This is a genomic window from Pseudorhizobium halotolerans (assembly GCF_902153235.2).
Classification (GTDB): Bacteria; Pseudomonadota; Alphaproteobacteria; order Rhizobiales; family Rhizobiaceae; genus Neorhizobium; species Neorhizobium flavum.
In genome coordinates this window covers 392,921-417,638 of record NZ_CABFWE030000001.1, presented here as the reverse complement: position 1 = coordinate 417,638, position 24,718 = coordinate 392,921, and the positions used below count along the sequence as shown (strand labels likewise).

The 24,718-nt window shown below is 61.3% G+C and carries 30 protein-coding genes and 1 riboswitch; of the genes, 16 read left to right on the top strand and 14 right to left on the bottom strand.

What is annotated here, in order from left to right:
• Positions 1-20: 20 nt before the first annotated feature.
• From thiD to FN060_RS01955, 4 genes are all read right to left on the bottom strand, one after another.
• Complete coding sequence (gene thiD, locus FN060_RS01970; protein ID WP_142586648.1) at positions 21-818, bottom strand: bifunctional hydroxymethylpyrimidine kinase/phosphomethylpyrimidine kinase; 798 nt, start codon at positions 816-818, stop codon at positions 21-23.
• Positions 815-1,450, bottom strand: a complete 636-nt coding sequence (gene thiE / locus FN060_RS01965; protein ID WP_142586647.1) for a thiamine phosphate synthase — start codon at positions 1,448-1,450, stop codon at positions 815-817. The genes thiD and thiE overlap by 4 nt, the downstream gene beginning before the upstream one ends.
• On the bottom strand, positions 1,447-2,253 hold the full coding sequence (gene thiM / locus FN060_RS01960; RefSeq protein ID WP_142586646.1) for a hydroxyethylthiazole kinase: 807 nt from the start codon (positions 2,251-2,253) through the stop codon (positions 1,447-1,449). The genes thiE and thiM overlap by 4 nt, the downstream gene beginning before the upstream one ends.
• 39 nt (positions 2,254-2,292) lie before the next feature.
• Positions 2,293-2,387, bottom strand: a riboswitch (TPP riboswitch).
• Positions 2,388-2,494: 107 nt separating this feature from the next.
• Complete coding sequence (locus tag FN060_RS01955) at positions 2,495-4,180, bottom strand: glycoside hydrolase family 13 protein (protein WP_142586645.1); 1,686 nt, start codon at positions 4,178-4,180, stop codon at positions 2,495-2,497.
• A 121-nt stretch (positions 4,181-4,301) separates the two neighbouring features.
• Between FN060_RS01955 and FN060_RS01950 the strand changes: the two genes are divergently transcribed.
• Positions 4,302-4,487 (top strand): hypothetical protein, encoded by a 186-nt coding sequence (locus FN060_RS01950; protein ID WP_142586644.1) that lies wholly within the window; start codon positions 4,302-4,304, stop codon positions 4,485-4,487.
• A 9-nt stretch (positions 4,488-4,496) separates the two neighbouring features.
• Positions 4,497-4,700, top strand: coding sequence for a hypothetical protein (locus FN060_RS01945; protein ID WP_082077760.1), 204 nt, complete (start codon positions 4,497-4,499; stop codon positions 4,698-4,700).
• 81 nt (positions 4,701-4,781) lie between these two features.
• Here the strand turns inward: FN060_RS01945 and FN060_RS01940 are convergent, their stop codons facing one another.
• From FN060_RS01940 to FN060_RS01930, 3 genes are read right to left on the bottom strand one after another with little or no spacing between them, the layout of a single operon-like run.
• Positions 4,782-5,564, bottom strand: coding sequence for an SDR family oxidoreductase (locus FN060_RS01940; RefSeq protein ID WP_142586643.1), 783 nt, complete (start codon positions 5,562-5,564; stop codon positions 4,782-4,784).
• Between the two features lie 46 nt (positions 5,565-5,610).
• Positions 5,611-6,018 carry an HD domain-containing protein gene (locus FN060_RS01935; RefSeq protein WP_142586642.1) on the bottom strand — a complete coding sequence of 136 codons (408 nt, stop codon included), beginning with the start codon at positions 6,016-6,018 and terminating at the stop codon, positions 5,611-5,613.
• Positions 6,015-6,389 carry a GFA family protein gene (locus FN060_RS01930; protein ID WP_142586641.1) on the bottom strand — a complete coding sequence of 125 codons (375 nt, stop codon included), beginning with the start codon at positions 6,387-6,389 and terminating at the stop codon, positions 6,015-6,017. Before FN060_RS01930 ends, FN060_RS01935 begins: the two co-directional genes overlap by 4 nt.
• Positions 6,390-6,588: 199 nt before the next feature.
• Between FN060_RS01930 and FN060_RS01925 the strand changes: the two genes are divergently transcribed.
• The 3 genes from FN060_RS01925 (at position 6,589) to FN060_RS01915 (ending at position 8,673) form a co-directional block, all read left to right on the top strand.
• A complete protein-coding gene (locus FN060_RS01925) occupies positions 6,589-7,569 on the top strand; it encodes a 1-phosphofructokinase family hexose kinase (RefSeq protein ID WP_142586640.1) in 981 nt (326 codons plus the stop codon).
• A gap of 65 nt (positions 7,570-7,634) precedes the next feature.
• A complete protein-coding gene (locus FN060_RS01920) occupies positions 7,635-7,793 on the top strand; it encodes a YqaE/Pmp3 family membrane protein (RefSeq protein ID WP_077548817.1) in 159 nt (52 codons plus the stop codon).
• A gap of 106 nt (positions 7,794-7,899) precedes the next feature.
• A complete protein-coding gene (locus tag FN060_RS01915) occupies positions 7,900-8,673 on the top strand; it encodes a DUF1194 domain-containing protein (protein WP_142586639.1) in 774 nt (257 codons plus the stop codon).
• Between the two features lie 39 nt (positions 8,674-8,712).
• Here FN060_RS01915 and FN060_RS01910 read toward each other — a convergent pair whose 3' ends face one another.
• Positions 8,713-10,401, bottom strand: a complete 1,689-nt coding sequence (locus tag FN060_RS01910; RefSeq protein ID WP_142586638.1) for a sensor histidine kinase — start codon at positions 10,399-10,401, stop codon at positions 8,713-8,715.
• 304 nt (positions 10,402-10,705) lie between these two features.
• Between FN060_RS01910 and FN060_RS01905 the strand changes: the two genes are divergently transcribed.
• Positions 10,706-11,521 carry a TIGR02587 family membrane protein gene (locus FN060_RS01905; protein ID WP_077549008.1) on the top strand — a complete coding sequence of 272 codons (816 nt, stop codon included), beginning with the start codon at positions 10,706-10,708 and terminating at the stop codon, positions 11,519-11,521.
• A gap of 7 nt (positions 11,522-11,528) precedes the next feature.
• Positions 11,529-11,939, top strand: coding sequence for a TIGR02588 family protein (locus FN060_RS01900; protein ID WP_077548820.1), 411 nt, complete (start codon positions 11,529-11,531; stop codon positions 11,937-11,939).
• 6 nt (positions 11,940-11,945) lie between these two features.
• On the opposite strand, the gene pobA is transcribed toward FN060_RS01900, so the two are convergent.
• Entirely contained in the window at positions 11,946-13,115 is a 1,170-nt protein-coding gene (gene pobA / locus FN060_RS01895) for a 4-hydroxybenzoate 3-monooxygenase (RefSeq protein ID WP_142586637.1), read from the bottom strand.
• A gap of 77 nt (positions 13,116-13,192) precedes the next feature.
• Here pobA and FN060_RS01890 point away from each other — a divergent pair, with 77 nt between their 5' ends.
• The gene (locus FN060_RS01890; RefSeq protein WP_142586636.1) at positions 13,193-14,107 is read left to right on the top strand and encodes a helix-turn-helix domain-containing protein; all 915 of its coding nucleotides are present in this window, start codon (positions 13,193-13,195) and stop codon (positions 14,105-14,107) included.
• On the opposite strand, the gene FN060_RS01885 is transcribed toward FN060_RS01890, so the two are convergent.
• The gene (locus FN060_RS01885) at positions 14,104-15,360 is read right to left on the bottom strand and encodes a glycerate kinase type-2 family protein (protein WP_142586635.1); all 1,257 of its coding nucleotides are present in this window, start codon (positions 15,358-15,360) and stop codon (positions 14,104-14,106) included. The two genes, FN060_RS01890 and FN060_RS01885, sit on opposite strands and share 4 nt — an antisense overlap.
• Positions 15,361-15,490: 130 nt before the next feature.
• Between FN060_RS01885 and FN060_RS01880 the strand changes: the two genes are divergently transcribed.
• Entirely contained in the window at positions 15,491-15,829 is a 339-nt protein-coding gene (locus tag FN060_RS01880) for a hypothetical protein (RefSeq protein ID WP_142586634.1), read from the top strand.
• 6 nt (positions 15,830-15,835) lie between these two features.
• On the opposite strand, the gene FN060_RS01875 is transcribed toward FN060_RS01880, so the two are convergent.
• Positions 15,836-16,273, bottom strand: a complete 438-nt coding sequence (locus tag FN060_RS01875) for an Lrp/AsnC family transcriptional regulator (protein WP_142586633.1) — start codon at positions 16,271-16,273, stop codon at positions 15,836-15,838.
• A gap of 113 nt (positions 16,274-16,386) precedes the next feature.
• Here FN060_RS01875 and rocF point away from each other — a divergent pair, with 113 nt between their 5' ends.
• Both rocF and FN060_RS01865 read left to right on the top strand, forming a co-directional pair.
• Positions 16,387-17,307, top strand: a complete 921-nt coding sequence (rocF, locus tag FN060_RS01870) for an arginase (protein WP_142586632.1) — start codon at positions 16,387-16,389, stop codon at positions 17,305-17,307.
• Positions 17,307-18,374 carry an ornithine cyclodeaminase gene (locus tag FN060_RS01865; protein WP_142586631.1) on the top strand — a complete coding sequence of 356 codons (1,068 nt, stop codon included), beginning with the start codon at positions 17,307-17,309 and terminating at the stop codon, positions 18,372-18,374. The genes rocF and FN060_RS01865 overlap by 1 nt, the downstream gene beginning before the upstream one ends.
• A 7-nt stretch (positions 18,375-18,381) precedes the next feature.
• On the opposite strand, the gene pcaQ is transcribed toward FN060_RS01865, so the two are convergent.
• On the bottom strand, positions 18,382-19,350 hold the full coding sequence (gene pcaQ, locus FN060_RS01860; RefSeq protein ID WP_483314343.1) for a pca operon transcription factor PcaQ: 969 nt from the start codon (positions 19,348-19,350) through the stop codon (positions 18,382-18,384).
• 51 nt (positions 19,351-19,401) lie between these two features.
• Between pcaQ and pcaD the strand changes: the two genes are divergently transcribed.
• From pcaD to FN060_RS01835, 5 genes are read left to right on the top strand one after another with little or no spacing between them, the layout of a single operon-like run.
• Positions 19,402-20,199, top strand: coding sequence for a 3-oxoadipate enol-lactonase (pcaD, locus tag FN060_RS01855; RefSeq protein ID WP_142586629.1), 798 nt, complete (start codon positions 19,402-19,404; stop codon positions 20,197-20,199).
• Positions 20,200-20,203: 4 nt separating this feature from the next.
• Complete coding sequence (gene pcaC, locus FN060_RS01850; RefSeq protein WP_142586628.1) at positions 20,204-20,623, top strand: 4-carboxymuconolactone decarboxylase; 420 nt, start codon at positions 20,204-20,206, stop codon at positions 20,621-20,623.
• Positions 20,620-21,360 (top strand): protocatechuate 3,4-dioxygenase subunit beta, encoded by a 741-nt coding sequence (pcaH, locus tag FN060_RS01845; RefSeq protein WP_142586627.1) that lies wholly within the window; start codon positions 20,620-20,622, stop codon positions 21,358-21,360. Before pcaC ends, pcaH begins: the two co-directional genes overlap by 4 nt.
• 1 nt (position 21,361) lies before the next feature.
• Entirely contained in the window at positions 21,362-21,979 is a 618-nt protein-coding gene (gene pcaG, locus FN060_RS01840) for a protocatechuate 3,4-dioxygenase subunit alpha (protein WP_142586626.1), read from the top strand.
• A gap of 7 nt (positions 21,980-21,986) precedes the next feature.
• Positions 21,987-23,045: a 3-carboxy-cis,cis-muconate cycloisomerase gene (locus FN060_RS01835; RefSeq protein WP_142586625.1), complete on the top strand. Its 1,059-nt coding sequence runs from the start codon at positions 21,987-21,989 to the stop codon at positions 23,043-23,045.
• A 31-nt stretch (positions 23,046-23,076) separates the two neighbouring features.
• Here the strand turns inward: FN060_RS01835 and FN060_RS01830 are convergent, their stop codons facing one another.
• Together FN060_RS01830 and FN060_RS01825 are read right to left on the bottom strand one after the other, a co-directional pair.
• On the bottom strand, positions 23,077-23,766 hold the full coding sequence (locus FN060_RS01830; protein WP_142586624.1) for a L,D-transpeptidase: 690 nt from the start codon (positions 23,764-23,766) through the stop codon (positions 23,077-23,079).
• A 176-nt stretch (positions 23,767-23,942) separates the two neighbouring features.
• On the bottom strand, positions 23,943-24,698 hold the full coding sequence (locus FN060_RS01825; RefSeq protein WP_142586623.1) for an IclR family transcriptional regulator: 756 nt from the start codon (positions 24,696-24,698) through the stop codon (positions 23,943-23,945).
• Between the last annotated feature and the right edge of the window lie 20 nt (positions 24,699-24,718).

The window sequence follows — 24,718 nt, the reverse complement described above, 5'->3', positions numbered from 1 at the left end:
GGCATCGTCCGACCGCGCATTTAGCTGGTGGCATGGAGATGGTGCACGGGTCCATGGCCGGACCCCACATCGAGTTCCCCGGAACGACGGATCGCTGATGCGAGGTACAGCTTGGCCGTTCGGACGGCGGCCACGACATCATTACCCTTGCCCAGTTCGGCAGCAATCGCGCTGGATAGCGTACATCCCGTCCCATGCGTATTGGAGGTCTGGAACCGCCGCCCTTCAAGCCATGTCAGGCCCGTGGGATCGGCAAGGACGTCGGGACTTTCATCCTCCGGAAGATGGCCCCCCTTGACCAGCACTGACCGGGCACCGAGGGCTCTGAGCGCTTCCGCCTGTTCAGCCATCGTTGGGCGATCCCGCGCCTCTGGCTCTCCCAGAAGGGCGGCTGCTTCGGGAAGATTCGGCGTCACCACCGTGGCAAGTGGCAGGAGGCGATCCCGAAGCGCTGAGACCGCCTGTTCTGCGAGAAGCGAGGCGCCGCCTTTGGCAATCATCACTGGGTCGAGCACGATCGGCACGTCGGGCTGCCGGGACAGGATGTCGGCCACGGTCTCGGCGATTTCCGCATTTGCGATCATGCCGATCTTAACGGCATCGACGCGGACGTCGTCGAAAACGGCCCGGATCTGATCAGCAACGAAGCTGGCCGAAATTACCTGGACGCCGTAGACGCCTTTCGTGTTCTGCGCGGTGAGGGCGGTCACGACCGCCATTCCATAGGTACCGCGAGCCGCGAAGGTCTTCAGATCGGCCTGTATGCCTGCTCCCCCGGACGGGTCGGATCCGGCAATGGAGAGAATGTTCGCAATCATGGCCGCGCCCCTTCTGTTTCCTGGATCAGGGCACGGGCTGCACTGCGTGGATCGGGCGTACCGCAGACGGCGGAGACGACGGCAAGGCCGGCGGCTCCAGCGGCAATGACCGAAGCGGCATGCTCCATCTTCAGTCCACCGATCGCGACTGCCGGAACTGGTGAGACGGATACGATGTGGGCGAGACCGTCCAGGCCGATTGGTTGCTTGTGATCCGGCTTGGTCCCGGTGGCGAAGACCGGCCCAACGCCGACATAGTCGACGATACTCGGATCCACCTCGTGCGCTAGTTGCGCAGTCTCGACGGAAAGGCCAATGATCAGTTGATCGCCGATGGCAAGCCGCGCCGCAGCTGCCGACATGTCTTCCTGCCCGACATGCACGCCGTCTGCACCGATCTCGAGTGCGGCCTCTACGTCATCATTGACGATCAGCGGTATTCCGTATCCGGCCAGGGCAGCTTTGAGCGCCTTGCCTGTCTCGATCAGGCTCGTCCGGTCGGCGCGCTTGTCTCGAAGCTGCATCATGGTGGCGCCGCCTTCCGCGGCAAGGCGCGCAGTCTCGACCATACCCACCGAGCGGCAAAGATCGGGATCGAGGACGACATAAAGCGACAGGTCGAAAATCTTCATTCCGCTTGTATCCTTGCTTCAGACTCCAGCCTCTTCGGACCGATCGCCGCCAGCGCATCGAGGAACAGGGGTGGGAAAGAGCCTGGGCCCTCGGCCCGGTGGCTGGCATCCTCACCACAAACGGCGAACAACGTCATGGCGGCGACGGTCGCCTCCAGCGCCCGGCCCGGCGCGACGGCGGCGAAGGCTCCGGTAAGGCAGGTCAATGCGCAGCCCAGCGCGGTAACCTTCGGCATGAGCGTGGAGCCCCCCTCGATCCAAACCCGGCGACGTCCATCCGTGACGAGATCGATCTCGCCGGTGACGGCAACGACGCAGGCGAAGCGTCGGGCAAGATCCACGGCCGCCGTTTCTGCCGCCAAGCTGCTGTCACGGCTGTCAACGCCTTGTCCCCTGCTCTCAAGGCCAGCGAGTGCCATGACTTCCGAAGCATTTCCCCGGACGATGGTCGGCTGGAGCTCAAGGAGTTCGCCTACAACGCGACGACGAAAGCTCGTGGCATAGTGGGCGACGGGATCGAGGACCCAGGGCTTGCCTGTCTCCTTTGCCGCGCCGGCGGCACCTCTCATGCCCGGGACGTCAGCCGCCCACAGGGTGCCGATGTTGATCGTGACGGCCGCTGCAATTCGGGCAAACTCGGCAGCCTCCTCCTCGGCGCTGACCATCGCCGGAGATGCGCCGGCAGCGAGAAGGACATTTGCGGCAATGTTCATCGACACATCATTGGTGATGCATTGGATGAGCGGGTTGCTTGCGCGCAGCGCCTCCAGCAATGTCCCGCAACTGGAAGGAAAATCGGTCAAGAGAAACGCCTTTCTTCGTCCAGCGAGGGTAAGGCAAGGGCATCTCGACCCGCGACTCCCTCCGCCAGCATGATCTGGTTCAGGTTCAAAGGGTGCTTCTCAGCCCGCTTCAGCGGACGCCCCCGTCTGTTCGCAGCTTAGGAAGAATTGGGCCAGTTGTCACTCTCGAAAGCGTCCCGAACTGCACGGGGCGGGTGCGGCCCATGCTGGCTCGCGTCGGGCGGAGGTTGCTCCGGTGCACCTAGGGCGCGAGGCGGGACGAGAGCAGCGCGAAAGCTTCGTAAGGCGCGAGGCCAAGGGTCTCCCCAACCTCCTTAACCGGCGAGTAATTGCTGATCAAGGGACGACCGCGTCGGTGGAGTTCATCCGGAAGTTCGATCGTAATTGTGCGCGGAGTGAAATTGGCGATTACCAGCAGTTCCTCGTCGTCCAGCGTTCGCGTGTAGATGAAGACGTCGGGATGGTGATCCAGCCAGGCCTGATAGCGACCATAGACGATGACGGGATGCTGCTTGCGCAGCGAAACCAGCTCCCGGTAATGCGCCCAGATTGATCGATCGTCGGATACTTGGCTGGCTGCATTCAGCGTCGCGTAGTTGGGATTAACCTCAATCCACGGGGAGCCGGTCGTGAAGCCGCCGTGAGGATCGGCGCTCCACTGCATGGGCGTTCGCGCATTGTCGCGGCCGCTCTCATTGGCACCGCGGATGAAGTCCTCTGTCGAAAGGCCAGCCTCGACGTGCAGACGATGCATGTTGAGGGTTTCGATGTCCTTGTATTGGTCGAGGGACGTGAAGGAGACGTTCGTCATGCCGATCTCTTCCCCCTGATAGATGAACGGCGTGCCCTTCATCAGGTGCAGCACGGTCGCCAGCATCTTGGCCGATTCAACATGATAACCCGTGGCATCCCCATATCGTGACACGGCGCGCGGCAGATCATGATTGCCCCAAAACAGGGAGTTCCAGCCGTCTTCTGCCAGAGCATGTTGCCACTTGCCCAGAACGGCTTTCAGCTTCACCAGATCGACGGGCTTTGGTCGCCACTTGCCGTGGATCTCGTCCCAGCTCTGGGTGACATGTTCGAACTGGAAGACCATGGAGAGCTCCCTGCGCTCCCGTCCTGAGTAGAGCAGGGCGGAATCGGGCGTCGCACTCCAGGCCTCGCCGACTGTCAAAACGTCCCGCTCTCCGAATGTCTCGCGGTTCATTTCCTGCAGGTAATCATGGAGGTGCGGGCCGTCTGCGGTGATGCCGGCATCGACCTCCTTGCCGATCAGGTCGATTACGTCCATCCGAAAGCCGGCAATTCCGCGGTCGAGCCACCAGTTCATCATGCGGTAGATTTCGGACCTGACCTCCGGGTTCTTCCAGTTGAGGTCCGGCTGCCGCCTTGAAAACAGGTGGAGGTAATATTCGCCAGTGCGGGGATCGAGCGTCCAGGCGGAACCTCCGAAGGACGAGGTCAGATCATTGGGAGGGCCCCCATCGGCTGACGGCGGTCGCCATATATAGAAGTCGCGCAGGCGGCTTTCGCGCGAACTGCGGGACTCGACGAACCATGGGTGCTCGTCGGAGGTATGATTGACCACCAGATCCAGAAGGATCCCGATGCCGCGCTGACGCGCCTCGGCGACCAGTTTGTCGAAATCAGCGAGGGTACCGAATTCATCTGCGATGTTCTGATAATCGGATATGTCGTATCCGTTGTCGTCCATGGGCGACTTGTAGATGGGCGACAGCCATAAAACGGTGACGCCAAGGGACTGCAGATAGTCCAGCCGACCGATGATGCCGGGAATGTCGCCAATCCCATCGCCGTTGCTGTCGCAGAAGCTGCGCGGATAGATCTGGTAGACGGTCGCCGCGTGCCACCATTTTCGCTCGATGATCGAGAGGGACTTTGGCTTGTTCACAAGCTCTTTCATGGGCGGCTCCGATATCGACATCACGGTCCGCAACGCAGGATTGGCGGGCCGGTTCCCGTTTGCCGGAACATTGAGCCATCATGTCTGTTAGCCATACGACTTACTTACACAGGAGGTCGTAATGAACAGCAAACTCCCACCCGTCCCCGACGAGAACCGCAGCGACAAGGGCACCGGCGAGCGTTCCGCCGCCAGCCTTTCCAAGGGCAACCCCGTCGACCCGCGCGAAAAGAATTTCGACAAGCAGGGTCAACAGAGCAACAGCAAGGTGAACACCACTCATCAGGGTTACCAGCAGGACCGTTAGGAGCGTTGCATGTCTACATCGCAAAAGACGCCGGCCAGCATCCGGCAAGGAGGACCCGGCTCCTCGCACGAAAATGCCAAGGCGCCACTCGACTTGAAGAAGCCGCCGGCTGATCCAGACAATCGTTCCCGCAGCAAGGTCTCGGGCGGAGGTGGCGAGCATGACAGCCATCATACCCATGACTCAGTACGTAAAGGCGGCGGCAGCCACTAGACGACATGGGAACAACCGGCACCACGGATCGGTGCCGGTTTCTCCTGGACCATGCTCTATGCCGCTCGCGGCTGACCGATGTTATCGCAACAGACCTTGGCCGCCATCGACGTAGATCGGAACGCCGGTCACATGTCTCGCCCTGTGCGAGGCGAGGAACAGGATCACGTCAGCAACATCCATGGAGGCGCCCGGTTTACCCTCGGTCAGGGGGATGTCGCCCTCCGGCCATTCTACGGGAACGGCGGTCTTGCCTGGATTCCGAATGCTGGTGTTGTCATCTATCTCGGTGTCGATCTTGCCGGGGCAGACCGCGTTGATCCGTATCTTGTGCCTGCCCAGTTCGAGCGCGAGCTGCTTCGTTATGGCGACCTGTGCGGCCTTGGTGGCCGAATAGGCGGTGGCGCCCGGCGAACTGAACGTCCGGTTGCCATTGATGGAGGAGACGATGATGATCGACCCGCCACCGTGCGCTTTCATGACGGGAACGGTGGTGTGGAGCGTGAGATACGTGCCCCGCAGATTTACAGCGATCGTCTGATCCCATTCATCGGGCTGGAGAGTGTCGATGGGTGCCCACACCCCGTTGATGCCGGCATTGGCGACAACGATGTCGAGACGTTCGAAAGCATCGATCAATTCAGTTACCGCGCTTCTCATCTGCGCCTCGTCGGAAACATCGGCCTCGAGCACCACGGCCTGTCCGCCCTGACTGGTGATTTCTGTAGCAGCGTCTTCCAGATCCTTCCGCGTGCGTCCGAGCAAACCGACCTTCGCCCCTTGAGCGGCAAGGGTAATGGCTGAAGCCCGGCCTATTCCGGATCCGGCACCCGTCACAAGGGCCACGCGGGATTGCAGTTCCATATTGTCTCTCCATTTGCGCCCCATCGCTGGGGTGGCCACCTGTCAGTCACGCTTCCAGAAGCCGAAGCCCCTCCCGATATTTTTCGCCGTCGCCTCCCGTGCGCTCGGCAGTTGTCAGATTGTCCCTCAGGTCTGCGAGCTTAACCTCTCGAGCCAACGGATTTGCCGCCGCCCTCCTTACCAAGTCAGCGTGGGATTCTCCGTCCCTCCGGGTCAGAGCGTCCACTGCCGCCAGAACGACTGGCGCGAATCCCTCCTGCCGCAAGCGCTCGAGTGTCCATTCCGGGGCGTTCTCAGGGATGTCGTGGAGCCAAGCAATGATCTGCTCGACTTCGTCGGCGACGGATGCAGCAACACGGGCGACATGATCAAGCAAAGGTTCGCCGCCCTTCTTCACCCGGCCGGCAAGAGCCGCTTCCGCGATCTCGCGTGCATGTGCGACATCGGAGTTCATCGCCGGTCCTCGGCAAATTGTTCTGCAGTACCGATGGGGGGTAGCCAGTCCTCACGGCGCTTGATCCAGATCTCGTAGGTCGGCTCAAGATCCGTAGGGGCCATATCAAGCGAGCCAACTCGAATCTCGACTTCTCCCTCGCCCGGATTGAACATTCGCGAACCGCAGGTTCGACAGAAGCCCCGACCCTCAAAAACGGCCAGTTCGCCGCTGCTTTCGAACGCGTGCCCCGGCCATACGGCAAATGTCACGAAGCTGGAGCCGCTTTCCTTCCTGCAGTCGAGACAGTGGCAGAGACCGACCCTCAACGGCGGACCTTTCACTGAATAGGTGACTTCGCCGCAGAGGCAACGTCCGGAACGGATAATCATTCAGGTATCTTCCTTGATCATCAATGCGGATCGAGCCAACTCTTCCCCACTGTGAACGACCACATCGTTCCATTCGTTCCGCGACGCTTGCCCGTGGATACGCGATAACCCTTGGCTGCACGCGGTGGACCTTCTAAATGGCTAGGGCAGCATACGTCGGCATCCGCCGCCCCATGGAACTGCGAAAGGCTTCGGAACAATGACATCGATCCTCTGTGTGGCGCTCAACCCGTCAATCGACATCGCCAACGAGGCATCGAGAATAGTTCCCACCAAGAAGGTCAGGACGCGCAACCAGCGGCAGAATATAGGGGGCGGGGGCGTGAACGTCGCGCGCGTCCTTGCAGAGATGGGAGACACTTGCGAACTGCTGGTCATGGCGGGCGGCGCGACCGGCGAAGTCTTCCTCGACGCCGTCAAAAAGCTGCCCGTCAAACTCAACACCGTCAAGATTGCCGGGTCGACCCGGATCGCTTTCATGGTCAAGGACATGGAGACGGGGGAGGAGTTCCGATTCGTTCCGGAGGGGCCTGTGGTCTCACCGGCGGAATGCGAGGAGGTTCGCCGGTTCCTGGATACTGGTGCCTGGGATTACGTGGTGCTCAGCGGAAGCGTGCCGCGCGGAATGCCAAAGGATGAGTACGCGTCTATGGTGCGGCAGTTGGTCGGCCGCAATTGCAGGATCATCCTTGATACTTCTGGTCCGGCCTTGAAGGCAGCGCTGGACGTTGGAGGGCTTTTCCTGATCAAGCCAAGCCTCGACGAACTCGAAGGAATCGTCGGGCGCAGCCTGAGCCTGGAGGAAGCAATCAAGGTTTGCCAGGAATTCATCGCGAGAGGTTCTGTGCAACATGTCGCCGTGTCCCTGGCGCGAGAGGGCGCCGTGCTGGTCAGTGCGGAAGATCATCTCAAGCTACCCTCGTTCCAGGTGAAGGTGGGTTCGACGGTCGGCGCAGGCGACAGCTTCGTTGGTGGAATGCTTTGGGCGCTCATCCATGATTATCCGGTGCGGGAGGCTTTCCGGGTGGGTGTAGCCGCAGGAGCCGCGACCGTCATGAGCGAGGGCACGGACCTGTGCCGCCGGGAGGACGTCCTCATGCTCTACCAGCATGGCGAAGATGCTCTAGACTCAGCTGGGCTAATCTCGCCAAGAAGCGTGCAGAAGGGCCGCCAGCCCTGACATCACGTGAACCCCCGCCGACCTGATGCGTTGTGGGAGCAACGAACAACATCAGGAGCCGACCCGTGGACATCATTCGCATCTTGCTTGCCTTCCTGCTGCCGCCGCTCGGCGTCTTCCTCCAGGTTGGACTCGGGCTGCATTTCTGGCTGAACATCCTGTTGACGTTGCTGGGGTGGCTGCCAGGCATTGTTCACGCCCTCTGGGTCATCCTCAAGAAATAAGGCCCTTCCATCCGTCATCACCCATTTTTGAACCACCGCTGACGTCGCAGCGTCGCGGGCAGTCCATCCTGTGCTAATATTTGCGAAACGCAGGAACGGAGCCGCCATGCTTGCCACGCTTGCGATGCTTGTTTCCCTCTCGGGCGCAGCGGCCGGGGCGATTGCTGCGGAGAATGGCGGGGAGGTCGATGTGGAGCTGTTGCTGGCCGTCGACGTATCCCGGTCCATGGACTACGAAGAAGTCCGCATGCAGCGCGAAGGCTATATCGCAGCGATCCAGCACCCGGACTTCATCAACGCGGTCCGCGGCGGCCTGCTCGGGCGGATTGCTGTCAGCTATTTCGAATGGGCAGGCGTAGTCGATCCATCTTCCCGGATCGATTGGCAGACCATCGAGACTGCTGAAGACGCCAAGGCCTTTGCGGCCCGGCTTCAGGAGAGGCCGATCATCACCAACCGGAGAACATCGATCTCCGCCGCGATCGAGGAAGGTACGATCGCCCTCCTATCCAACCGCTATGCCGGAATGCGCCGTGTCATCGATGTTTCCGGGGACGGGGCCAATAACGTGGGGCAGCCGGTGGCGCTCGCCCGTGACAAGGCTGTCGCGGCAGGCATCGTCATCAACGGACTGGCGATCATGCTGCGTCCCTCGACCACCGTCGCTCTCGATCAATATTATGCTGACTGTGTCATCGGTGGACCTGGCTCTTTCGTGCTGCCGGTCCATCGCGTCGAGGATTTCACGACTGCTATCAGGCGAAAGCTGGTCCTGGAAATCAGTGAACGTGGGACATCCTCCGACCCTATACCGATCGATGACCCGCATACGGACTGTTTGGTTGGCGAGCGGCAGTGGCAGAACCTGTTCGACCGGTAGCAACTCGCCGCCTTTCGACGTCGCGTCCGGCAGGAGGGGCTAGATTTCCGCTGTTTCCTCCTCTTCCGAGCCGGAACCCAGAAGATCCCTCATTCGAGAGCGCACATCGCAACGCAGTCCGTCAGGGCGATACTCGAGGGTAACCTCCGCATCCAGTTGCTGCGACAGCACGCGCTCGATCATAACAGTGCCGAAACCCTCGCGCGACGGTTGATCGACTGTTGGACCGCCCTGCTCAGTCCAGGTAAAGGTGAAGGGTGAGTCGCCTTCTCCGAAGCGCCAGCGAATGTCTATCCGCCCAGCGTCCGTTGACAAGGCTCCGTATTTGGCGGCGTTGGTGCAAAGCTCGTGCAGCGCCATGGAAAGCGACAAGGCTATTTTCGAGGCGACCTCCAGATCGGGTCCGTCGATCGAGAAACGCGGATGCGCCGGATCCTCGAAAGGCTGTATCGCCGTCTCCACGGTGGCTTTCAGTGACGCGCTCTGCCAGTTCTTCGTCAGCAACTGATGGGCTCCCGCCATGGCATGCAGTCGGCGGAAGAACGCTTCGGAAGCTTCCTCCATGGATTGAGAAGATCGAAATGTCTGCCGAGCGACCGCCTGCACCATGCTCAAGATGTTCTTGATGCGATGGTCGAGCTCGCGGATCAGCATCTGCCGCATCCGGTCGTCCTTCTGCTGCTGCTCCCTGCGGAGGGCCAGTTCGTCCATGAAGGCGTCGATGGCGCCGCCAATTGTTTCAAAGGTCCCGTCGCCGCTCATGCCGGTACGGGCAGCTTCGTTGCCAGCGCGCCAGGCATTGATGGATCTAACGAGCTGGCGTGCGGGCCGGCGGATCAGCGCGTGGCCTGCCCACCAGACGACGAGGAATGGTCCTACGATCGCAAGCGCAATAACAGCCAAACCGAAGCGCGTGACTTTCCCCACCTGCTGGAGCCCGCTTTCCACCGACGTGCCGGCGCTGACGTAGAGGCTGTCCTGACCTGGATAGTAGCCGATTACGCGTCGCGTGCCGTCCTGGCTTGTCAGCTCGAGCGTTCCTGGGACCGGGGCCCGCACCAGCCGCTGATACTCCTCGGGAATGGGGGTGCCCACGAACCGCTCGGGAAATGGTTCGCGCGCCAGGATAATCCCATTGCGATCGGCGATGGTAAGCGCATTGCCGCCAAAGAGTTCCCGCTCACGAACACGAGCCCCCAGCCAGTTCAGGTCGAGGTAGGCGACGACCACTCTCGCAGTCCGCTCACCCTCCAGCACCGGCAGGGCGAGCGGTAGCGCGGGCTCCCCGGTGATCCGGTCTATGATGTAGGTCCCGACGATGAATTCCTTCCGGTCAACGGCCTCGCGAAAATAGTCACGGTCGGAAAAGTCAGTAGCGCTCGTCGGCTCGGAGGCGCACTGGAGCGTGCCGCTGCTGTCCAGGACGGTAATGCTCTCGATCATGTCGAGCTTGTCGTCGACGATCCGCAGATAGTCGCTGCATGGTCGGCCTGGTCCGGTTCGGGTAATGGGAACGGTCGACAGGACCTCAAGCGTGCTCCGCACTGAGGAGACGATGCGACGCACCTCAAGCGACGCCACATGGCCGGCGGTGAGGGCGTTGATGTGAATCTCGCGATAGGCAGCCTGCCGTGCAGATATCAGGTTGTAGATCAACACCAGCATTGCCGGCATCAGGGCAAGAAGCGTCAGGAGTAGCAGCCGCGCCGTGACCGACCTTCTTTTCATCGCGTCCCCCGTTAGGCCGCCGCGCCCTCTGCATCTTCACCTGTAGCTCCACCGGCCCGCCAAGTCCGCGAGAGCTCTGAAAACACAGAGGCAGTCTGCTTCAAGCGGCGCAGTATAACTAGTGGCCGCTTGATCTCAAGCCGCGTTGTTCTAGCTATGTCACGGTGGTCTTGCTGCGCAGCTCACCTGATCCCTGCGCGGGGACGCATCCGGGCCATGCTCGCGATCGACGACGGGGAGCAAGGACTTGGCGACGGGAGTGAATACCGAGTTGGATCACGACCAGCATCGGACGCAACGGTTCATGATCGGACTCGGGCGCGGCGGCGCCGGAGCCTTGATTTTCGGGCTCCCGATGCTGATGACGATGGAGCTCTGGCACCTGGGATTCTACATCGAGCGGTATCGTCTGCTTCTCCTCCTCCTCCTCAACATTCCGCTGCTGCTCGTACTCGCCCATCGGATAGGATTCGAGGAGACCTTCACCTGGCGGGAGGCTGCCCGCGACGCCGTGATTGCCTATGCCATCGCCATCGTGATGAGCGTCCTCGTTCTGCTGCTCTTCGGCAACATCAAACCGGGAATGCCGGATAGTGAAATACTCGGAAAGATAGCCATCCAAGCAGTGCCGGCGAGTATCGGCGCACTGCTTGGAAGATCGCAATTCGGCGGCCAGAATGACGAGGAGGCCGAGCAGCAGGACGAAAAAGAGGATAGCGAAATCAGCACCAGCTACGGACGGGAACTGTTCATGATGGCGATCGGCGCTCTCTTTCTCAGCCTCAACGTGGCGCCGACTGAGGAGATTATCCTCATCTCCTTCAAGATGACCGCATGGCATGCACTTGTGATGATCGTTGCATCCATCCTGATCATGCACGGCTTCGTCTATGCCGTCGCCTTTCGCGGTACGCATGAACTGACGGAAGATACACCGGGGTCACACGCTTTCATCCGCTTCACGCTGCCGGGATACATGGTGGCGCTCGGCATCAGCTTCTATGTCCTGTGGACATTCGGCCGACTGGACGACACTGCTGGCATGCAGGCATTGATGTCTGCGATCGTCCTCAGTTTCCCAGGTGCGATCGGCGCGGCCGCTGCACGCCTTATTCTGTAGAGCCTCGATGACAAAGACCTTCAAGAACCGTCATGTCGAATCCGGCAAGGCCCACTGGGTAGAATGGGCCACGGGAGTGGTTTCCTTCCTGCTCGTCCTGTCGATGATCGGCTGGATCGCGATGGACGCCCTGGTGCGGGACGATGTCCCGCCGAGTTTCCAACTAACGGTGACACGGACCGCTGCAGTCGAGGGCGGCTACCGGCTGGAATTCGACATCCTCAATCAGGGGACATCGACAGCGGCAGCCGTGCTGGTGCGGGCGGATGTCGTCGATGAGGGACAGATTGTCGATACCGCCGAGGTTACACTGGACTACGTCCCTGGGCGCTCAACGGCAAGCGGTGGCCTTTTCCTCCTGCAGGATCCGGCAGGACAAGAGGTCCGGCTGCGGGCTCTCGGTTATACCGATCCCTGATCAGCTTCAGTAGGGCAGACCGACATAATTTTCTGCCAGCGCCGTCGAGGCGGCGGTCGAGTGAACCAGATAGTCGAGTTCCGCCTCCTGAACCCGCTGTTCGAAACCACCGGTTCCCGGAAACCGGTGAAGCATCATCGTCATGGACCAGGAGAACCGTTCCGCTTTCCAGACCCGTTTCAGGGCACGGTGGGAATAGGCATCGACGCCCGAAGAAGACCGGTCGAGGTAGAACTCCCGCAAACCTTCGAAGAGGTAATGGACGTCACTAGCGGCGAGATTGAGTCCCTTGGCCCCGGTAGGGGGCACGATATGGGCCGCATCACCCACCAGGAACAGCCGGCCGAAACGCATGGGCTCGGCGACAAAGGAACGCAATGGAGCGATAGACTTCTCGAAGGAGGGGCCTGTGATCATAGCCTCCGCATGCCGGGCGGGCAGGCGGGCGCGCAATTCGTCAAAGAACCGCTCATCGCTCCAGTCCTCCGGCCGCTCATCGAGCGAGCACTGGATGTAATAACGGCTGCGGGTGGGGGAGCGCATGGAACAGAGGGCGAAGCCTCGAGGATGGTTCGCATAGATTAGTTCATGGCTGACCGGCGGCACATCGGCGAGGATGCCAAGCCAGCCGAAGGGATAAACCTTCTCGAAGGTCTGGAGTGCGGCTTCCGGGACTGATTTGCGGCTTATCCCATGGAAGCCGTCGCATCCGGCTATGAAATCGCAATCGAGGCGATGCGTGACCCCATCCTTCTCATAGGTGACATGGGGATGCTCGCCGTCGAACGCATGGGGCAGGACGTTCGCCGCTTCGTAGATCGAGACTGCACCGCTGGCCTCGCGTTTCTGCATGAGATCCTGGGTGACCTCTGTCTGGCCGTAGACCATCACGCGCTTTCCGGTCAGCGCATGCAGATCGATCCTGTGATCCTGCCCATCAAAGGCGAGCGATATGCCATCGTGAGGCAGGCCTTCTGCATGCATTCGCGCGCCGGCCCCGGCCCGATCGAGAAGCTCGACCATGCCCTCCTCCAGAACGCCGGCACGCACGCGCCCCAGCACATAATCTTTCGTGACCCGCTCCAGGATGATGTTATCAATGCCGGCATCGGTAAGCAGTTGGCCGAGGAGCAGCCCTGACGGCCCGGATCCGATAATGACGACCTGTGTACGCACGATGTCCTCCCTCAGCCTGGAACTGACAAAAGCTAACCCGACGCGCATGCTGCAGAAATGGACATTCCCACCAACTTATGGGACAAACCCGACATCCTCGGCCATCCAAAAGTCAGACGATGTTCGTACCAACTTACGATCTTTACGGCGAGAAGAGGCCTCAGGAAGCTGATTTCTGGGTGCATTGTGAAACGATTGCGGCTCGAAGCAGTGCGCATCGATGGGAAATCAGGCCCCACCGGCACGACAGCTTCTTTCAATTCCTGTACATACGGACCGGATCGGGTGATGCAGACGTCGCGGCAGAACGGATCTTGCTCACTCCACCGTGCGTAGTTCTCATGCCACCCGGCGTCAGTCACGGATATCGGTTTTCCAAGGACATAGAAGGCTTCGTGATAACAGTTGTCGCCGACAGGTTGCCGATCACGGCACGTGTTTCGCAGAACCGGGGAGATTGGCTCTCCCGGCCGCGAATGGCAGTCATCGAAGCTAAGGAAGCGCCCTATCTGGATGCGACTGTCCAGCGCATTGCCCAGGAGTTTGAGAAACATCGCGGTGAACGCCGCAGCCTGATGGGGTCTCTTCTGACCACTGCTATCCTTCTAACCGGCAGCTCGGCTGCCCCGCCCGACAACGAGCCCCGTCATGACGCAAAGCAGGCGCGGGTAGAGTCGCTCAGGACCCTCATTGCGGAACGGTTTCGTGACCAGTTGACCGCGCAAGACTACGCGCGGCTGCTCAACCTGTCGGTGACACACCTCAATCGCGTGGTTCGCGAGGTCACGGGACAGACCCTTCACGAATTCATCATGACACGCGTAGTGGACGAGGCCAGCCGGGCGCTCCTTTTCACGCCAGCAAGTATCAAGCAGATCGCCGTCAACCTAGGGTTCGCGGATCCCGCCTATTTCTCGCGCTGGTTCCGCAAGCGGACCGGTCGGACGCCGGGCCAGTTCAGATCCGATGAACGCGCAAGCCTTGAGCGCTAACGTATCAGGATCGCCCGGAAATCGTTCACGTTGGTACCGGTGGGACCGGTTACGAAGAGATCATCTATGGCCTCAAAGGCCGTGAAGCTGTCATTTCTCGCAAGAAGCAAGCGGGCATCGAGATCGCAGGCGCGCAATCGACGGACCGAGCTGCCGTCGGCAAAGGCGCCGGCGTTCGCTTCGGAGCCGTCTATTCCGTCGGTATCGGCTGCGAGCGCGAGGACAGGATAGCTATCGACCGACAGCGCGAGGGACAGTGCGAACTCGCCGTTCCGACCACCGCGTCCGCCTCTCCCGTCGAGGGTCACTGTCGTTTCTCCGCCGGAGAGGAGAATGGCAGGCCGTTGGAAGGGACGATTTCGGTCGCAGATTTCCCGAGCAATGGCGGCATGAACCCGCGCCACATCCCGAGCCTCCCCCTCAATGGAATCGGAGAGGATGTGCACATGGATGCCCTGGCGGCGCGCGACCTCGGCCGCGGCCTCGAGCGAAACCGCAGCCGAAGCGATCACGTGATGCTCGTTGCGGCTGAAGACCGCGTCATCGGGATGGGGTGCATCCGCTGCGGGAGATTGCAGATGAGCCAGCATGCGTTCCGGAAGACGCAGTCCGTATTGGGCGACGATATCAAGTGCATCCTGCCGCGTCGTCGCGTCCGGTACAGTTGGCCCCGACGCGACGAATGCCGGATTGTCCCCCGGTATGTCCGAGACGATCAGGCTCACGACCCGTGCCCGGGTTGCCGCCGCAAGCCGCCCGCCCTTGATGGTCGAGAGGTGCTTGCGCACCACGTTCATTGCTGAAATGGGGGCGCCGCTGGCGAGCAGTTCCTCGTTGAGCACCACCTCATCCGCGAGCGTGAGTCCTGCTGGCGGCGCAGGAAGCAGTGCCGACCCTCCCCCACAGATCAGGGCGATCACCAGGTCGTCCTCCGTCAGGCCGGAAATGGTGTCGAACAGTCTCCGGGACGCGACGAGGCCTGCAGCATCGGGGACGGGGTGAGCGGCTTCGAGGATCTCGACATTTCGGGTGGCGCATCCATAGCCGTAGCGTGTGACCACCACCCCCGAGAGCGTGCCGTCCCATAGGTCTTCCAGCGCAGCCGCCATCTGTGCCGCGCCTTTCCCCGCGCCCACAACGACCGTTCGGCCGCTCTTGCCGAGGGCAGGCAGGTGCCGGCGAATACCTTCCGTCGGATCGGCTGCCGCGACGGCCGCCCTGAATAGATCAGCCAGCAGCTCCCGGTCGTTCATCAATCACGCCTCCAACGTCGATCATCGTTCTTGCACCACGCCGGGCCTTCACCGTCAACCGCCGCAAACGGAACAAAGCGCGCTTCCAAGGATTGGATTCGCGTAATCGCAGACACAGGGAGTGCAAGGCATGAGCGAGCATCTCACGCAGGCGAGTTATCCAGGCGAGATCGACATCAAAGGCGATCGGGCCCCCGTTACCTACAAGATCAAGGCGATGAAGGAGGACGACGGAGCCATACATGTTGCTTTGAGCCTGACGGCTCCCCGCGACTGGCTGCTGAAGCACGGCTTTCGCCACGAGGCAGTACTACGGCGGACAAAGGGAGATCCCGTCCCCGTTCATTTCGAGGAGACCCTTACCGTCGCCGACAATATCGCCGTGACCCTCCGCGCCGAGGAGTTCGTATGCAGAAGCATGGATGAGCTGGCGCGAACTTTTCGCGAGCTTGGATCCAAGGCAAACTGACAGCGGTCAGAGCTTTGCCCGGGTGCTGCGTGGCGTGGCGAGCAGCAGGCTGGTTTCGCTTGCGGTGATGCCGGGGACAAGGCGGATCTTGCGGAGGACCGCGTCGAAGTCTGCGAGGTTGTCGGCGCCGAGTTCGACGATGAGGTCCCAGCGACCGTTGGTCGTGTGGATCGCCGAGATTTCCGGGAACGTCTGAAGTGCGGCTATCACGCGATCGGTAACGCGGCCTTCGATCTCCACCATCATGATGCCACGAACAGGGGAGCCTGTGACATCGTTCGGCAGTACAACGGTATAGCCGATAATGCTGCCGCTCCGTTCCAGCTTGTCGATCCTGGCGCGGACGGTGGCTCGCGAAGTTCCCACTTCGATCGCAAGGTCGGAAATGCTCCTGCGGGCATTGTGCCGCAGAAGGCGAATGAGTTTCTCGTCGAGGGAGTGCATTCCGGTTTGACCTCTTGATCGTTCCAGAATGCTAGCTTCAGCTGCCATTCTTGGCAATTCCAACTATTCATTCTGCCATCCGTCCGTGCTCCTTTCCATCAAAGGAGACTTGTATGATCTGCAAACTGATCGGCGTTCCACTGCAGGATGGTGCTTCGCAACTTGGTTGCGAGATGGGACCGAGCGCGCTTCGCGTTGCGGGATTGGCGGGCACTCTCGAGAGCCTGGGCCATGACGTCCGTGACCTCGGCAATGTCAGCGTAGGGGCCGCGATGGTCATGCCGCATGCGAATCAGGCGATCCGAAACCTGGGACCTGTTGCAGCCTGGACCGAGCTCCTTGCGGAGGTTGCATATCGGGAAAGCGATGAAGGCATGCCGATCTTTATGGGAGGCGATCATGCCTTGTCGGCCGGCACGGTCGCCGGCGTGTCCCGTCGCGCGGCCGAGGAAGGTAAACCCCTCTTCGTGCTCTGGCTCGACGCCCATACTGACCTGCACTCGCTCCAGTCGACGCAAAGCGGCAATCTTCACGGGGTGCCGGTGGCCTATTTCACCGGGCGGCCCGGCTTCGAAGGATACTTTCCGCCTCTCGCCGCGCCTGTTGACGGCGCGAATGTCTGCATGATCGGGATTCGCAGCGTCGATCCGGCCGAGCGGGCGGCGCTGGAGGAGACTCAAATTACCGTGCACGACATGCGGACAATCGATGAACATGGTGTCGCGGCTCTCCTGAGAAATTTCCTGGAGCGGGTATCGGCGGCCGGTGGCCGTTTGCATGTCAGCCTGGACGTCGATTTCCTGGAGCCGAGTGTTGCGCCGGCCGTGGGCACGACTGTGCCCGGAGGCGCTACCTTCCGCGAAGCCCATCTGGTCATGGAGATGCTGCACGACAGTGGGCTGGTGACCAGTCTGGACCTGGTCGAACTCAACCCCTTTCTCGATGAGCGGGGGCGCACCGCCCTCCTCTTGGTCGACCTGATGGCTAGCCTGCTCGGCCGGAAGGTGCTGGATCGACCCACAAGGAGCTACTGATGCCGATCGTAAACCTGAACCTGGTTCCGTTCGTAAGCGTCGAGAACATGATGGACCTCGTGCTTGAGACCGGCATCGATGCCTTTCTGGTCGAGCTGGCCCAGTATATCGAGGAGGATTTCCGCCGCTGGGAGCACTTCGACAAGACGCCCCGTGTCGCGTCGCATTCGGCCGAAGGCGTGATCGAACTTATGCCGACCAGCGACGGCAGGCTTTACGGTTTCAAGTATGTCAACGGTCATCCGAAGAATACACGCTCGGGACGGCAGACCGTGACGGCCTTCGGAGTGCTCGCTGATGTCGAGACCGGTTATCCGCTGTTGCTTTCGGAGATGACGATCCTGACGGCACTGAGGACAGCAGCCATGTCGGCGGTTGCTGCCCGCTATCTCGCTCCAAAGAATGCGCGGACCATGGCGCTGATCGGCACCGGAGCGCAGAGCGAGTTCCAGGCACGGGCCTTCCGTGCATCGCTTGGGATCGAGAGCCTGCGTCTGTTCGACGTCGACCACGGAGCGATGGCGCGTTGCCGCGGCAATCTGGCGGATCTGGGGCTATCCATTGCCCTCTGCGCTTCGCCGGAGGAGGCGGTCGAAGGGGCGGAGATCATCACCACCGCAACAGCGGACAAGCAGAATGCCACGATCCTGACCGACAACATGATCGGTGCCGGCGTTCACATTAATGCAGTGGGCGGGGATTGCCCAGGCAAGACGGAATTGCATCGCGACATCCTGCTGCGCTCCAGCATTTTCGTGGAATATCCACCGCAAACCCGTGTCGAAGGGGAGATCCAGCAACTCGACCCGGACCATCCGGTGGTGGAGCTCTGGCGCGTCATCTGCGGCAAGGAAGCCGGTCGCGACCGTGCGGACCAGATCACGCTCTTCGATAGCGTCGGCTTTGCCGTCGAGGATTTCTCCGCATTGCGCTACGTGAAGGAGAAGCTGAAGGGGAGCAGGCACTCTACCGCCCTGGACCTGCTGGCAGACCCGGACGAGCCGCGGGACCTTTACGGCATGCTGCTTCGGCGGCAGGCCTGGTTGAGACAGGTCTCCCTCGCATAGGCGCCCCTCAAGGAAGTGGCATAATCTCCGTCGCGGCCTGCCTGATTGTCTGCATTAGGATGGATTGCGGGGCGGAAGGTGGCTGATCTGCCTTGAGGGTCAGTCCAACGGGACCTTTGGTCTCGCTGGTATCCACTGGTAATGACACCAGGAACCCCTCCGCTAGGTCCCCCGACACCACGCCTTCCGAAATGATCCATACGGCGTCGCTTGAACGGGTGAAGGCACGACCGAAGGCGTGGGAGACGGTCTCGACCTGGGTGGGGAGGCTTCCCACACCATTTGCGATTAGGAGCTGCTCGACGAAGGGACGGATGATGGAGCCTCTCGTCGGCAGCAGGATGGGGAATGTCGGTAGGTCGGAGAAGATTGAGGGGCTGCCCTCCAGCAGCGGGTGTCCCGGCCGTACCGCCAAGACGACGCGTTCGGAGTAAAGGTGCTCGAACGTGAAACCGGTCATCTTTTCAGGTGCGGCGAGGCGCCCCACGACGAGGTCGAGGTCGCCAAGCCGCAGTTGCTCCAGCAGAACGGCGTTTTCACCCGTCACGATCTTGATACGGCTACCGGTTTTCTGTTCGAGGAAAAGTGACATCGCGCGCGGCATGATGCGCATCGAAACGGTTGGCAGCGCCCCAACGCGAACAGGCGGGGCGGCGTCGAAAAGTTCCTGTGAAACAGCATCGAATCCCTGCCGCAAAGCGGTCAACGCCGCGCCGGCGTAACGGAGGTAGATCTCGCCATAGCGCGTGATACGGATGCCTCGCCCGTCCCGCTCGAAGATCGCGACACCCAGCGCTTCCTCCAACTCGCGGATGGTTTTCGTTACCGCGGGTTGGCTGACGTGAAGGACTTCTGCCGCCTTGACGACGCTTCTTTGCCGAGCGACCTCTAGGAATGTATGCAGGTGCCGAAACTTGATGCGAGGGTCGCCCAACTGATATAACCTGTAGGTTAAGAAAACGGCTGATAATGTCATTTTACCTAACCATTGCGGAGCTGCAATGGTATTCTTGCGAGGAGAGAGACAATGCAGTTTGTACGCATCAGCGATGTCACGATTCACTACGATGTGACCGTTGCGGATTCCGGAAAGCCGGTGCTGGTCTTCATTAACTCTCTGGGCACCGATTCCCGCATCTGGCACCATGTCCTGCCGAAACTCTCCGATGACTTCACCATCCTCACCTTTGACAAACGGGGGCACGGGCTTTCCGATCTCGGAACTCCGCCCTACAGCATAGATGACCATGTCAGCGATCTCGTCGGCCTGCTCGACCATCTCGAAATGGCGGAGGTCTTTATCTGTGGCCTGTCAGTGGGTGGATTGATCGCGCAGCGAGCCTATGAGCGACGCCCGGATCTGGTTCGGGCGATGATCCTGTCGAATACGGCGCACAAGATTGGGACGCCGGAGATGTGGAACCAGCGCATATCGGCAATCGAGACAGGCGGGATCGCCAGCATGGTCGACGATTTCATGGCCAAATGGTTCACGCCGGAGTTCCGGGATCCGGGCAATGCAGCCTTTCAAGGCTACCGCAACATGCTGCAACGTCAGCCTGCTGCCGGATACATCGGCACTTGCGCGGCGATCCGCGATGCGGACTTCACGGAAGCAGCGCAGAAGATTGCGGTCCCCGTCCTCTGCATTGCCGGTGAACATGACGGCTCAACGCCGCCGGCTCTGGTCCGATCGATGGCCGACCTCATCGACGGGGCGCAATACAGCATCATCGAGGATGCGGCTCATATACCCTGCGCCGAAGCGCCTGCCGCCTATGCGGCGCTGATCCGCAGTTTCCTGTTCAACGATGTCGAGGATTGAGACCATGACCGATTCATCCGGCGAGACGGAACGCTATCGACAGGGTCTTCAAACCAGACGGTCCGTTCTTGGCGATGCGCATGTCGACGGTGCCCTTGCCCGCGAAACCCCTTTCGATCGCCCATTCCAGCAGCTCATCACCGAGGGGGCCTGGGGGACATTGTGGTCGCGGCCGGGCTGGACGAAGCGGGAGCGCTCGATTGTAACGATTGCGCTGCTAGCGGCTCTCGGTCACCACGAGGAGGTCGCCATGCATGTGCGGGCGACGGCTCGCACCGGTGCGACAATGGACGACATCTGCGAGGCCCTCATGCATGTGGCAGTATATGCAGGCGTCCCCGCGGCAAATCATGCTTTCAAGATCGCCAAGGCGGTCTATGCCGAAATGGACGCCAACACCGAGGACGGGGGAGACAAGAAATGAGAAACGCACCGCCTGAAACGACACCTTTCTTTGCCCGCGACCGCGACATGCATCCGCCGGCCTATACGCCGTGGTACAAGACAACGGTGCTTCGGTCCCCTCAGCGGGCGCTGATTTCGCTGGAAGGTACGAAGAGCGAGATCACCGGACCCGTCTTCGGGCACAATATCATCAACGAGTTCGACAACGACCTGATCGTCAACTACGCCAAGCCGGGTGAGGGGCCGATCGGCCAGCGCATCCTCGTTCATGGCCGCGTAGTCGACGAGCGCGGCATCGGCGTTGCGGGGGCGCTGGTCGAATTCTGGCAGGCCAATGCGGGTGGCCGGTACCGTCACAAGAAGGAAACCTATCTGGCGCCTCTCGACCCCAATTTTGGCGGGGTCGGCCGGACGATCACCGACGAGAATGGCTTCTACTGGTTCAAGACGATCAAGCCGGGACCCTATCCCTGGCCCAACGGCGTCAACGACTGGCGGCCGGCGCATATCCACTTCTCGATCTTCGGACATGGCTTCGCGCAGCGCCTGATTACCCAGATGTATTTCGAAGGCGATCCGCTGATCTGGATTTGTCCGATAGTGAAGACCATACCGGACGAGGAGGCCATCAAGCGACTGATCGCGCCGCTCGACATGAACGCAACCATTCCGCACGACATGCGGGCCTACAAGTTCGACATTGTGCTGCGTGGCCGCCGCTCAACCCTGTTCGAAAATCGCATGGAGGGTAACTGACATGGTCCAGCCACTCGGCTATCTCAAGGAATCGCCGTCGCAGACCGCGGGTCCCTATGTCCATATCGGCTGCACGCCGAACTTCACCGGCGTACACGGCGTCTTCGACAAGGACCTGGGCTCCGGGTCGATGGTCAACGACCAGACGCGCGGGGAGAGGATCACCATTCGCGGCCGTGTCATTGACGGCAGCGGCACGCCGTTGCGGGACGCACTTGTCGAGATCTGGCAGGCCGATGCCGAGGGCTTCTACAACAGCCCGTCGGAAACACGCGGCACGGCGGATCCGAACTTCTTCGGGTGGGCCCGCTGCCCTGGCGACATGGATACGGGCGAGTTCGTCTTCGAGACGATAAAGCCCGGCCGGGTGCCGTTCCGCGACGGCCGGATGATGGCGCCGCATGTCAATTTCTGGATCGTCGCGCGGGGTATCAACATCGGCCTCAATACGCGGATGTATTTTTCCGACGAGGAGGAGGCGAACGGGCAGGATCCGATCCTCGCCCGCATCGAGCACAAGGTCCGCGTCCCGACCCTGATGGGCCAGCGCGACGGCGATACAGTGACTTTCGACATCCATCTCCAGGGTGACAAAGAGACGATCTTCTTCGACGTCTGAGCTGCCGATGACCTTCTCCGCCTTCGACCATCCTTATCTCTCCGCCCTCGTCGGCGATGACGAGGCTGCCGGTTTGTATTCGGCGGAGGCGGAGATTGCGGCGATGCTTTCCTTCGAAGCCGCACTCGCGACGGCCGAGGCGCAATGGGAGCTGATCCCGGCGCGTGCTGCAGCGGAGATCGCGGCGTGCTGCAGGAACTTCCGGCCCCATATGGAACGGCTGCGCGCGGGGATTGCCCGGGATGGCGTGGTCGTGCCGGAACTGGTCAAGCAGGTGCGCGAGAGCCTGAGCGAGGAGTCCAAGCGGTACCTTCACATGGGGGCCACCAGCCAGGATGTGATCGACACGGCGCTGGTATTGCGGCTGAAGGGCGTGTGCGACCTCCTTCATTCGCGGCTCGACGCCCTGCAAAGCAGGATGAAGAAGGTCGAGGAGACGTTCGGCGACAGGATTCTGATGGCGCATACGCGCATGCAGGCGGCAATCCCCATTACCGTCAGGGATCGCGTGCGTGCATGGCTAGAGCCACTGCATCGTCACGCGTGCGAACTGGATCGCTACCGGGCCACCGATCTCGTCATCCAGTTCGGTGGTGCAGCCGGGACGCTGGAGAAGCTTGGCGACAAGGCAGAAGCGGTCCGGCGAACGATGGCTGCCGAGCTTGGGCTTCTCGATGCTCCGCAATGGCACAGCCAGCGGGACAGGATTGCTGGCTTCGGAGGTCTCTTGTCGCTCCTGACGGGAAGCCTCGGCAAGTTCGGGCAGGACATCGCCCTGCTTGCCCAGATGGGCGACGAAATCACCCTGGCTGGTGGTGGGGGATCCTCCGCCATGGCACACAAGCAAAATCCCGTCGCTGCGGAAATGCTGGTGGGACTCGCGCGGTACAATGCCGTCCAAGTCAGCGGGCTGCATCAGGCCCTTGTCCATGAGCAGGAGCGCTCAGGCGCTGCGTGGACTCTGGAATGGATGATCCTGCCATCTATGGTCGCCGCCACCGGAGCTGCCCTCCGCCTGGCCGATCGGCTTGTGCGCGACATCCGCGACATCGGACGCAAGAGTTAGTCGCTAGCCTGGCAGGGGGACGTCCGTTGGCTCAGACCTGAGGCAGTTGCCGCGAAACTGCGTTTTCCCCCTGCAGGACCACTACTCGCGTTCCGTTCGGTACCCGTCGGTACAGGTCGATGATGTCCTGGTTCAGCAGACGGATGCAGCCACTCGAGACCGCCTTGCCAATGGTCCATGCCTCTGTCGTGCCGTGGATGCGGTAAAGCGTGTCCTTGCCGTCTTTGAACAGGTAAAGCGCTCGCGGGCCGAGCGGGTTCATGACGCCCGGTTCCATGCCGGCGGCGAGGGGTCCGTAGCGTTCCGGTTCCCGGGCGATCATGTCCTGGGTCGGAGTCCATCGCGGCCACTGCCGCTTGTACTGCACCACCGCCTCGCCCTCGAATTCCAGGCCTGCCTTGCCGACGCCGATCCCGTAGCGCAGCGCCCGACCGTTCTCGCGGACGAGGTAGAGGTACCGGGCTTCGGTATCGACGACGATCGTTCCCGGAGGCTGGTCGGTCGGATAGGCAACATCACGCCGTAAGAACTGCGGCTCGACGCGCGTCAGATCCGTTGCTGCGACCGGGAAAGCCTCTCCATCGACGGCACCATACATGGCCAAATACTCATCCGGGATCAGCGGCTTCACCATCCGCGTGCGGGACGAGGTAGTGGTGGTGCATCCGGCAGCAAGCAAGGGAACTGCGATCAACAGTGAACGGCGCGTGAACTTCAACAAGGCAGATTTTCCGGGAGGATGGAGGAGAGACCTGGGCTGCGGTTGGCCCGAGGAATGAGATGCCGGCCTGGAGCAGAACGTTCAAAGACGGCGTCCCCGGTATTAGCGCCAGCCAGCCACCGGCGGCAATTCACGGTCGGTCACCAAACCGTGAGCGGGACGTTGCGCCCTCGACCTTACCGAAGCATCGGTCCCAGTACGTCCGCGGTCTTCCTAAGTGGCGCGAGAAAGTGGCCGGCTAGTTCACCGGCAGGGATCTGCGCAGCGGATGCACCGATGTTGAGCGCCGCGAGAACCTGTCCCCGTTCATCCTTCAGGGGCACGGCGATGGAGCAGAGACCCAACTCAAGCTCCTGGTCGATGATGGCGTAGCCTTGCTCCCGAACCCGGACAAGCTCGTCCATCAGGTCTTCAGGCTCCGTTAATGTCGAGGGAGTGAAGGCGCAGAGCTCACTCTGACGGATCCGCACCAATGCCTCCTCGGGCGGCAGGGCCGCCAGCATCACCCGGCCCATCGAGGCGCAATAAGCGGGCAGCCTGCTTCCAGGCATGAGATTGATGGACATTACCCGTTGATATGACGCCCGTGCGACATAGACGATCTCGCTGCCGTCCAGGACGCTGACCGAGGCGCTTTGCGCGACGTCCTGCGAGAGACGGTCGAGATGCGGCTGCACGATCCGCGGCAGGGGTGTCGCCGAAAGGTAGGCATGACCAAGGCGGAGCACGCGTGGGGTCAGCGAGAAGAACTTCCCGTCGTAATCCGCATAGCCGAGGTGAGCGAGGGTGAGCAGGCAGCGGCGCGTGGTGGCACGGTCCAGGCCCGTCAGCCTCGCGACATCCGCAATCGACAGTTTCGGCCTTGCATCGGCGAAGGCTTCCAGGACCCGGAGGCCCTTTGCAAACCCACCAAGTAAGTCAGTCTCACGCATCGCATGCGCCTTCATGTGCG

Excerpts from the sequence above, each read along its gene's own strand:
- thiD (WP_142586648.1), bottom strand. The coding sequence starts at position 818 with ATGATTGCGAACATTCTCTCCATTGCCGGATCCGACCCGTCCGGGGGA.
- thiE (WP_142586647.1), bottom strand. The coding sequence starts at position 1,450 with ATGAAGATTTTCGACCTGTCGCTTTATGTCGTCCTCGATCCCGATCTT.
- FN060_RS01955 (WP_142586645.1), bottom strand. The coding sequence starts at position 4,180 with ATGAAAGAGCTTGTGAACAAGCCAAAGTCCCTCTCGATCATCGAGCGA.
- FN060_RS01950 (WP_142586644.1), top strand. The coding sequence starts at position 4,302 with ATGAACAGCAAACTCCCACCCGTCCCCGACGAGAACCGCAGCGACAAG.
- FN060_RS01945 (WP_082077760.1), top strand. The coding sequence starts at position 4,497 with ATGTCTACATCGCAAAAGACGCCGGCCAGCATCCGGCAAGGAGGACCC.
- FN060_RS01940 (WP_142586643.1), bottom strand. The coding sequence starts at position 5,564 with ATGGAACTGCAATCCCGCGTGGCCCTTGTGACGGGTGCCGGATCCGGA.
- FN060_RS01935 (WP_142586642.1), bottom strand. The coding sequence starts at position 6,018 with ATGAACTCCGATGTCGCACATGCACGCGAGATCGCGGAAGCGGCTCTT.
- FN060_RS01930 (WP_142586641.1), bottom strand. The coding sequence starts at position 6,389 with ATGATTATCCGTTCCGGACGTTGCCTCTGCGGCGAAGTCACCTATTCA.
- FN060_RS01925 (WP_142586640.1), top strand. The coding sequence starts at position 6,589 with ATGACATCGATCCTCTGTGTGGCGCTCAACCCGTCAATCGACATCGCC.
- FN060_RS01915 (WP_142586639.1), top strand. The coding sequence starts at position 7,900 with ATGCTTGCCACGCTTGCGATGCTTGTTTCCCTCTCGGGCGCAGCGGCC.
- FN060_RS01910 (WP_142586638.1), bottom strand. The coding sequence starts at position 10,401 with ATGAAAAGAAGGTCGGTCACGGCGCGGCTGCTACTCCTGACGCTTCTT.
- FN060_RS01905 (WP_077549008.1), top strand. The coding sequence starts at position 10,706 with ATGATCGGACTCGGGCGCGGCGGCGCCGGAGCCTTGATTTTCGGGCTC.
- FN060_RS01900 (WP_077548820.1), top strand. The coding sequence starts at position 11,529 with ATGACAAAGACCTTCAAGAACCGTCATGTCGAATCCGGCAAGGCCCAC.
- FN060_RS01890 (WP_142586636.1), top strand. The coding sequence starts at position 13,193 with ATGGGACAAACCCGACATCCTCGGCCATCCAAAAGTCAGACGATGTTC.
- FN060_RS01885 (WP_142586635.1), bottom strand. The coding sequence starts at position 15,360 with ATGAACGACCGGGAGCTGCTGGCTGATCTATTCAGGGCGGCCGTCGCG.
- FN060_RS01880 (WP_142586634.1), top strand. The coding sequence starts at position 15,491 with ATGAGCGAGCATCTCACGCAGGCGAGTTATCCAGGCGAGATCGACATC.
- FN060_RS01875 (WP_142586633.1), bottom strand. The coding sequence starts at position 16,273 with ATGCACTCCCTCGACGAGAAACTCATTCGCCTTCTGCGGCACAATGCC.
- rocF (WP_142586632.1), top strand. The coding sequence starts at position 16,387 with ATGATCTGCAAACTGATCGGCGTTCCACTGCAGGATGGTGCTTCGCAA.
- FN060_RS01865 (WP_142586631.1), top strand. The coding sequence starts at position 17,307 with ATGCCGATCGTAAACCTGAACCTGGTTCCGTTCGTAAGCGTCGAGAAC.
- pcaQ (WP_483314343.1), bottom strand. The coding sequence starts at position 19,350 with ATGACATTATCAGCCGTTTTCTTAACCTACAGGTTATATCAGTTGGGC.
- pcaD (WP_142586629.1), top strand. The coding sequence starts at position 19,402 with ATGCAGTTTGTACGCATCAGCGATGTCACGATTCACTACGATGTGACC.
- pcaC (WP_142586628.1), top strand. The coding sequence starts at position 20,204 with ATGACCGATTCATCCGGCGAGACGGAACGCTATCGACAGGGTCTTCAA.
- pcaH (WP_142586627.1), top strand. The coding sequence starts at position 20,620 with ATGAGAAACGCACCGCCTGAAACGACACCTTTCTTTGCCCGCGACCGC.
- pcaG (WP_142586626.1), top strand. The coding sequence starts at position 21,362 with ATGGTCCAGCCACTCGGCTATCTCAAGGAATCGCCGTCGCAGACCGCG.
- FN060_RS01835 (WP_142586625.1), top strand. The coding sequence starts at position 21,987 with ATGACCTTCTCCGCCTTCGACCATCCTTATCTCTCCGCCCTCGTCGGC.
- FN060_RS01825 (WP_142586623.1), bottom strand. The coding sequence starts at position 24,698 with ATGCGTGAGACTGACTTACTTGGTGGGTTTGCAAAGGGCCTCCGGGTC.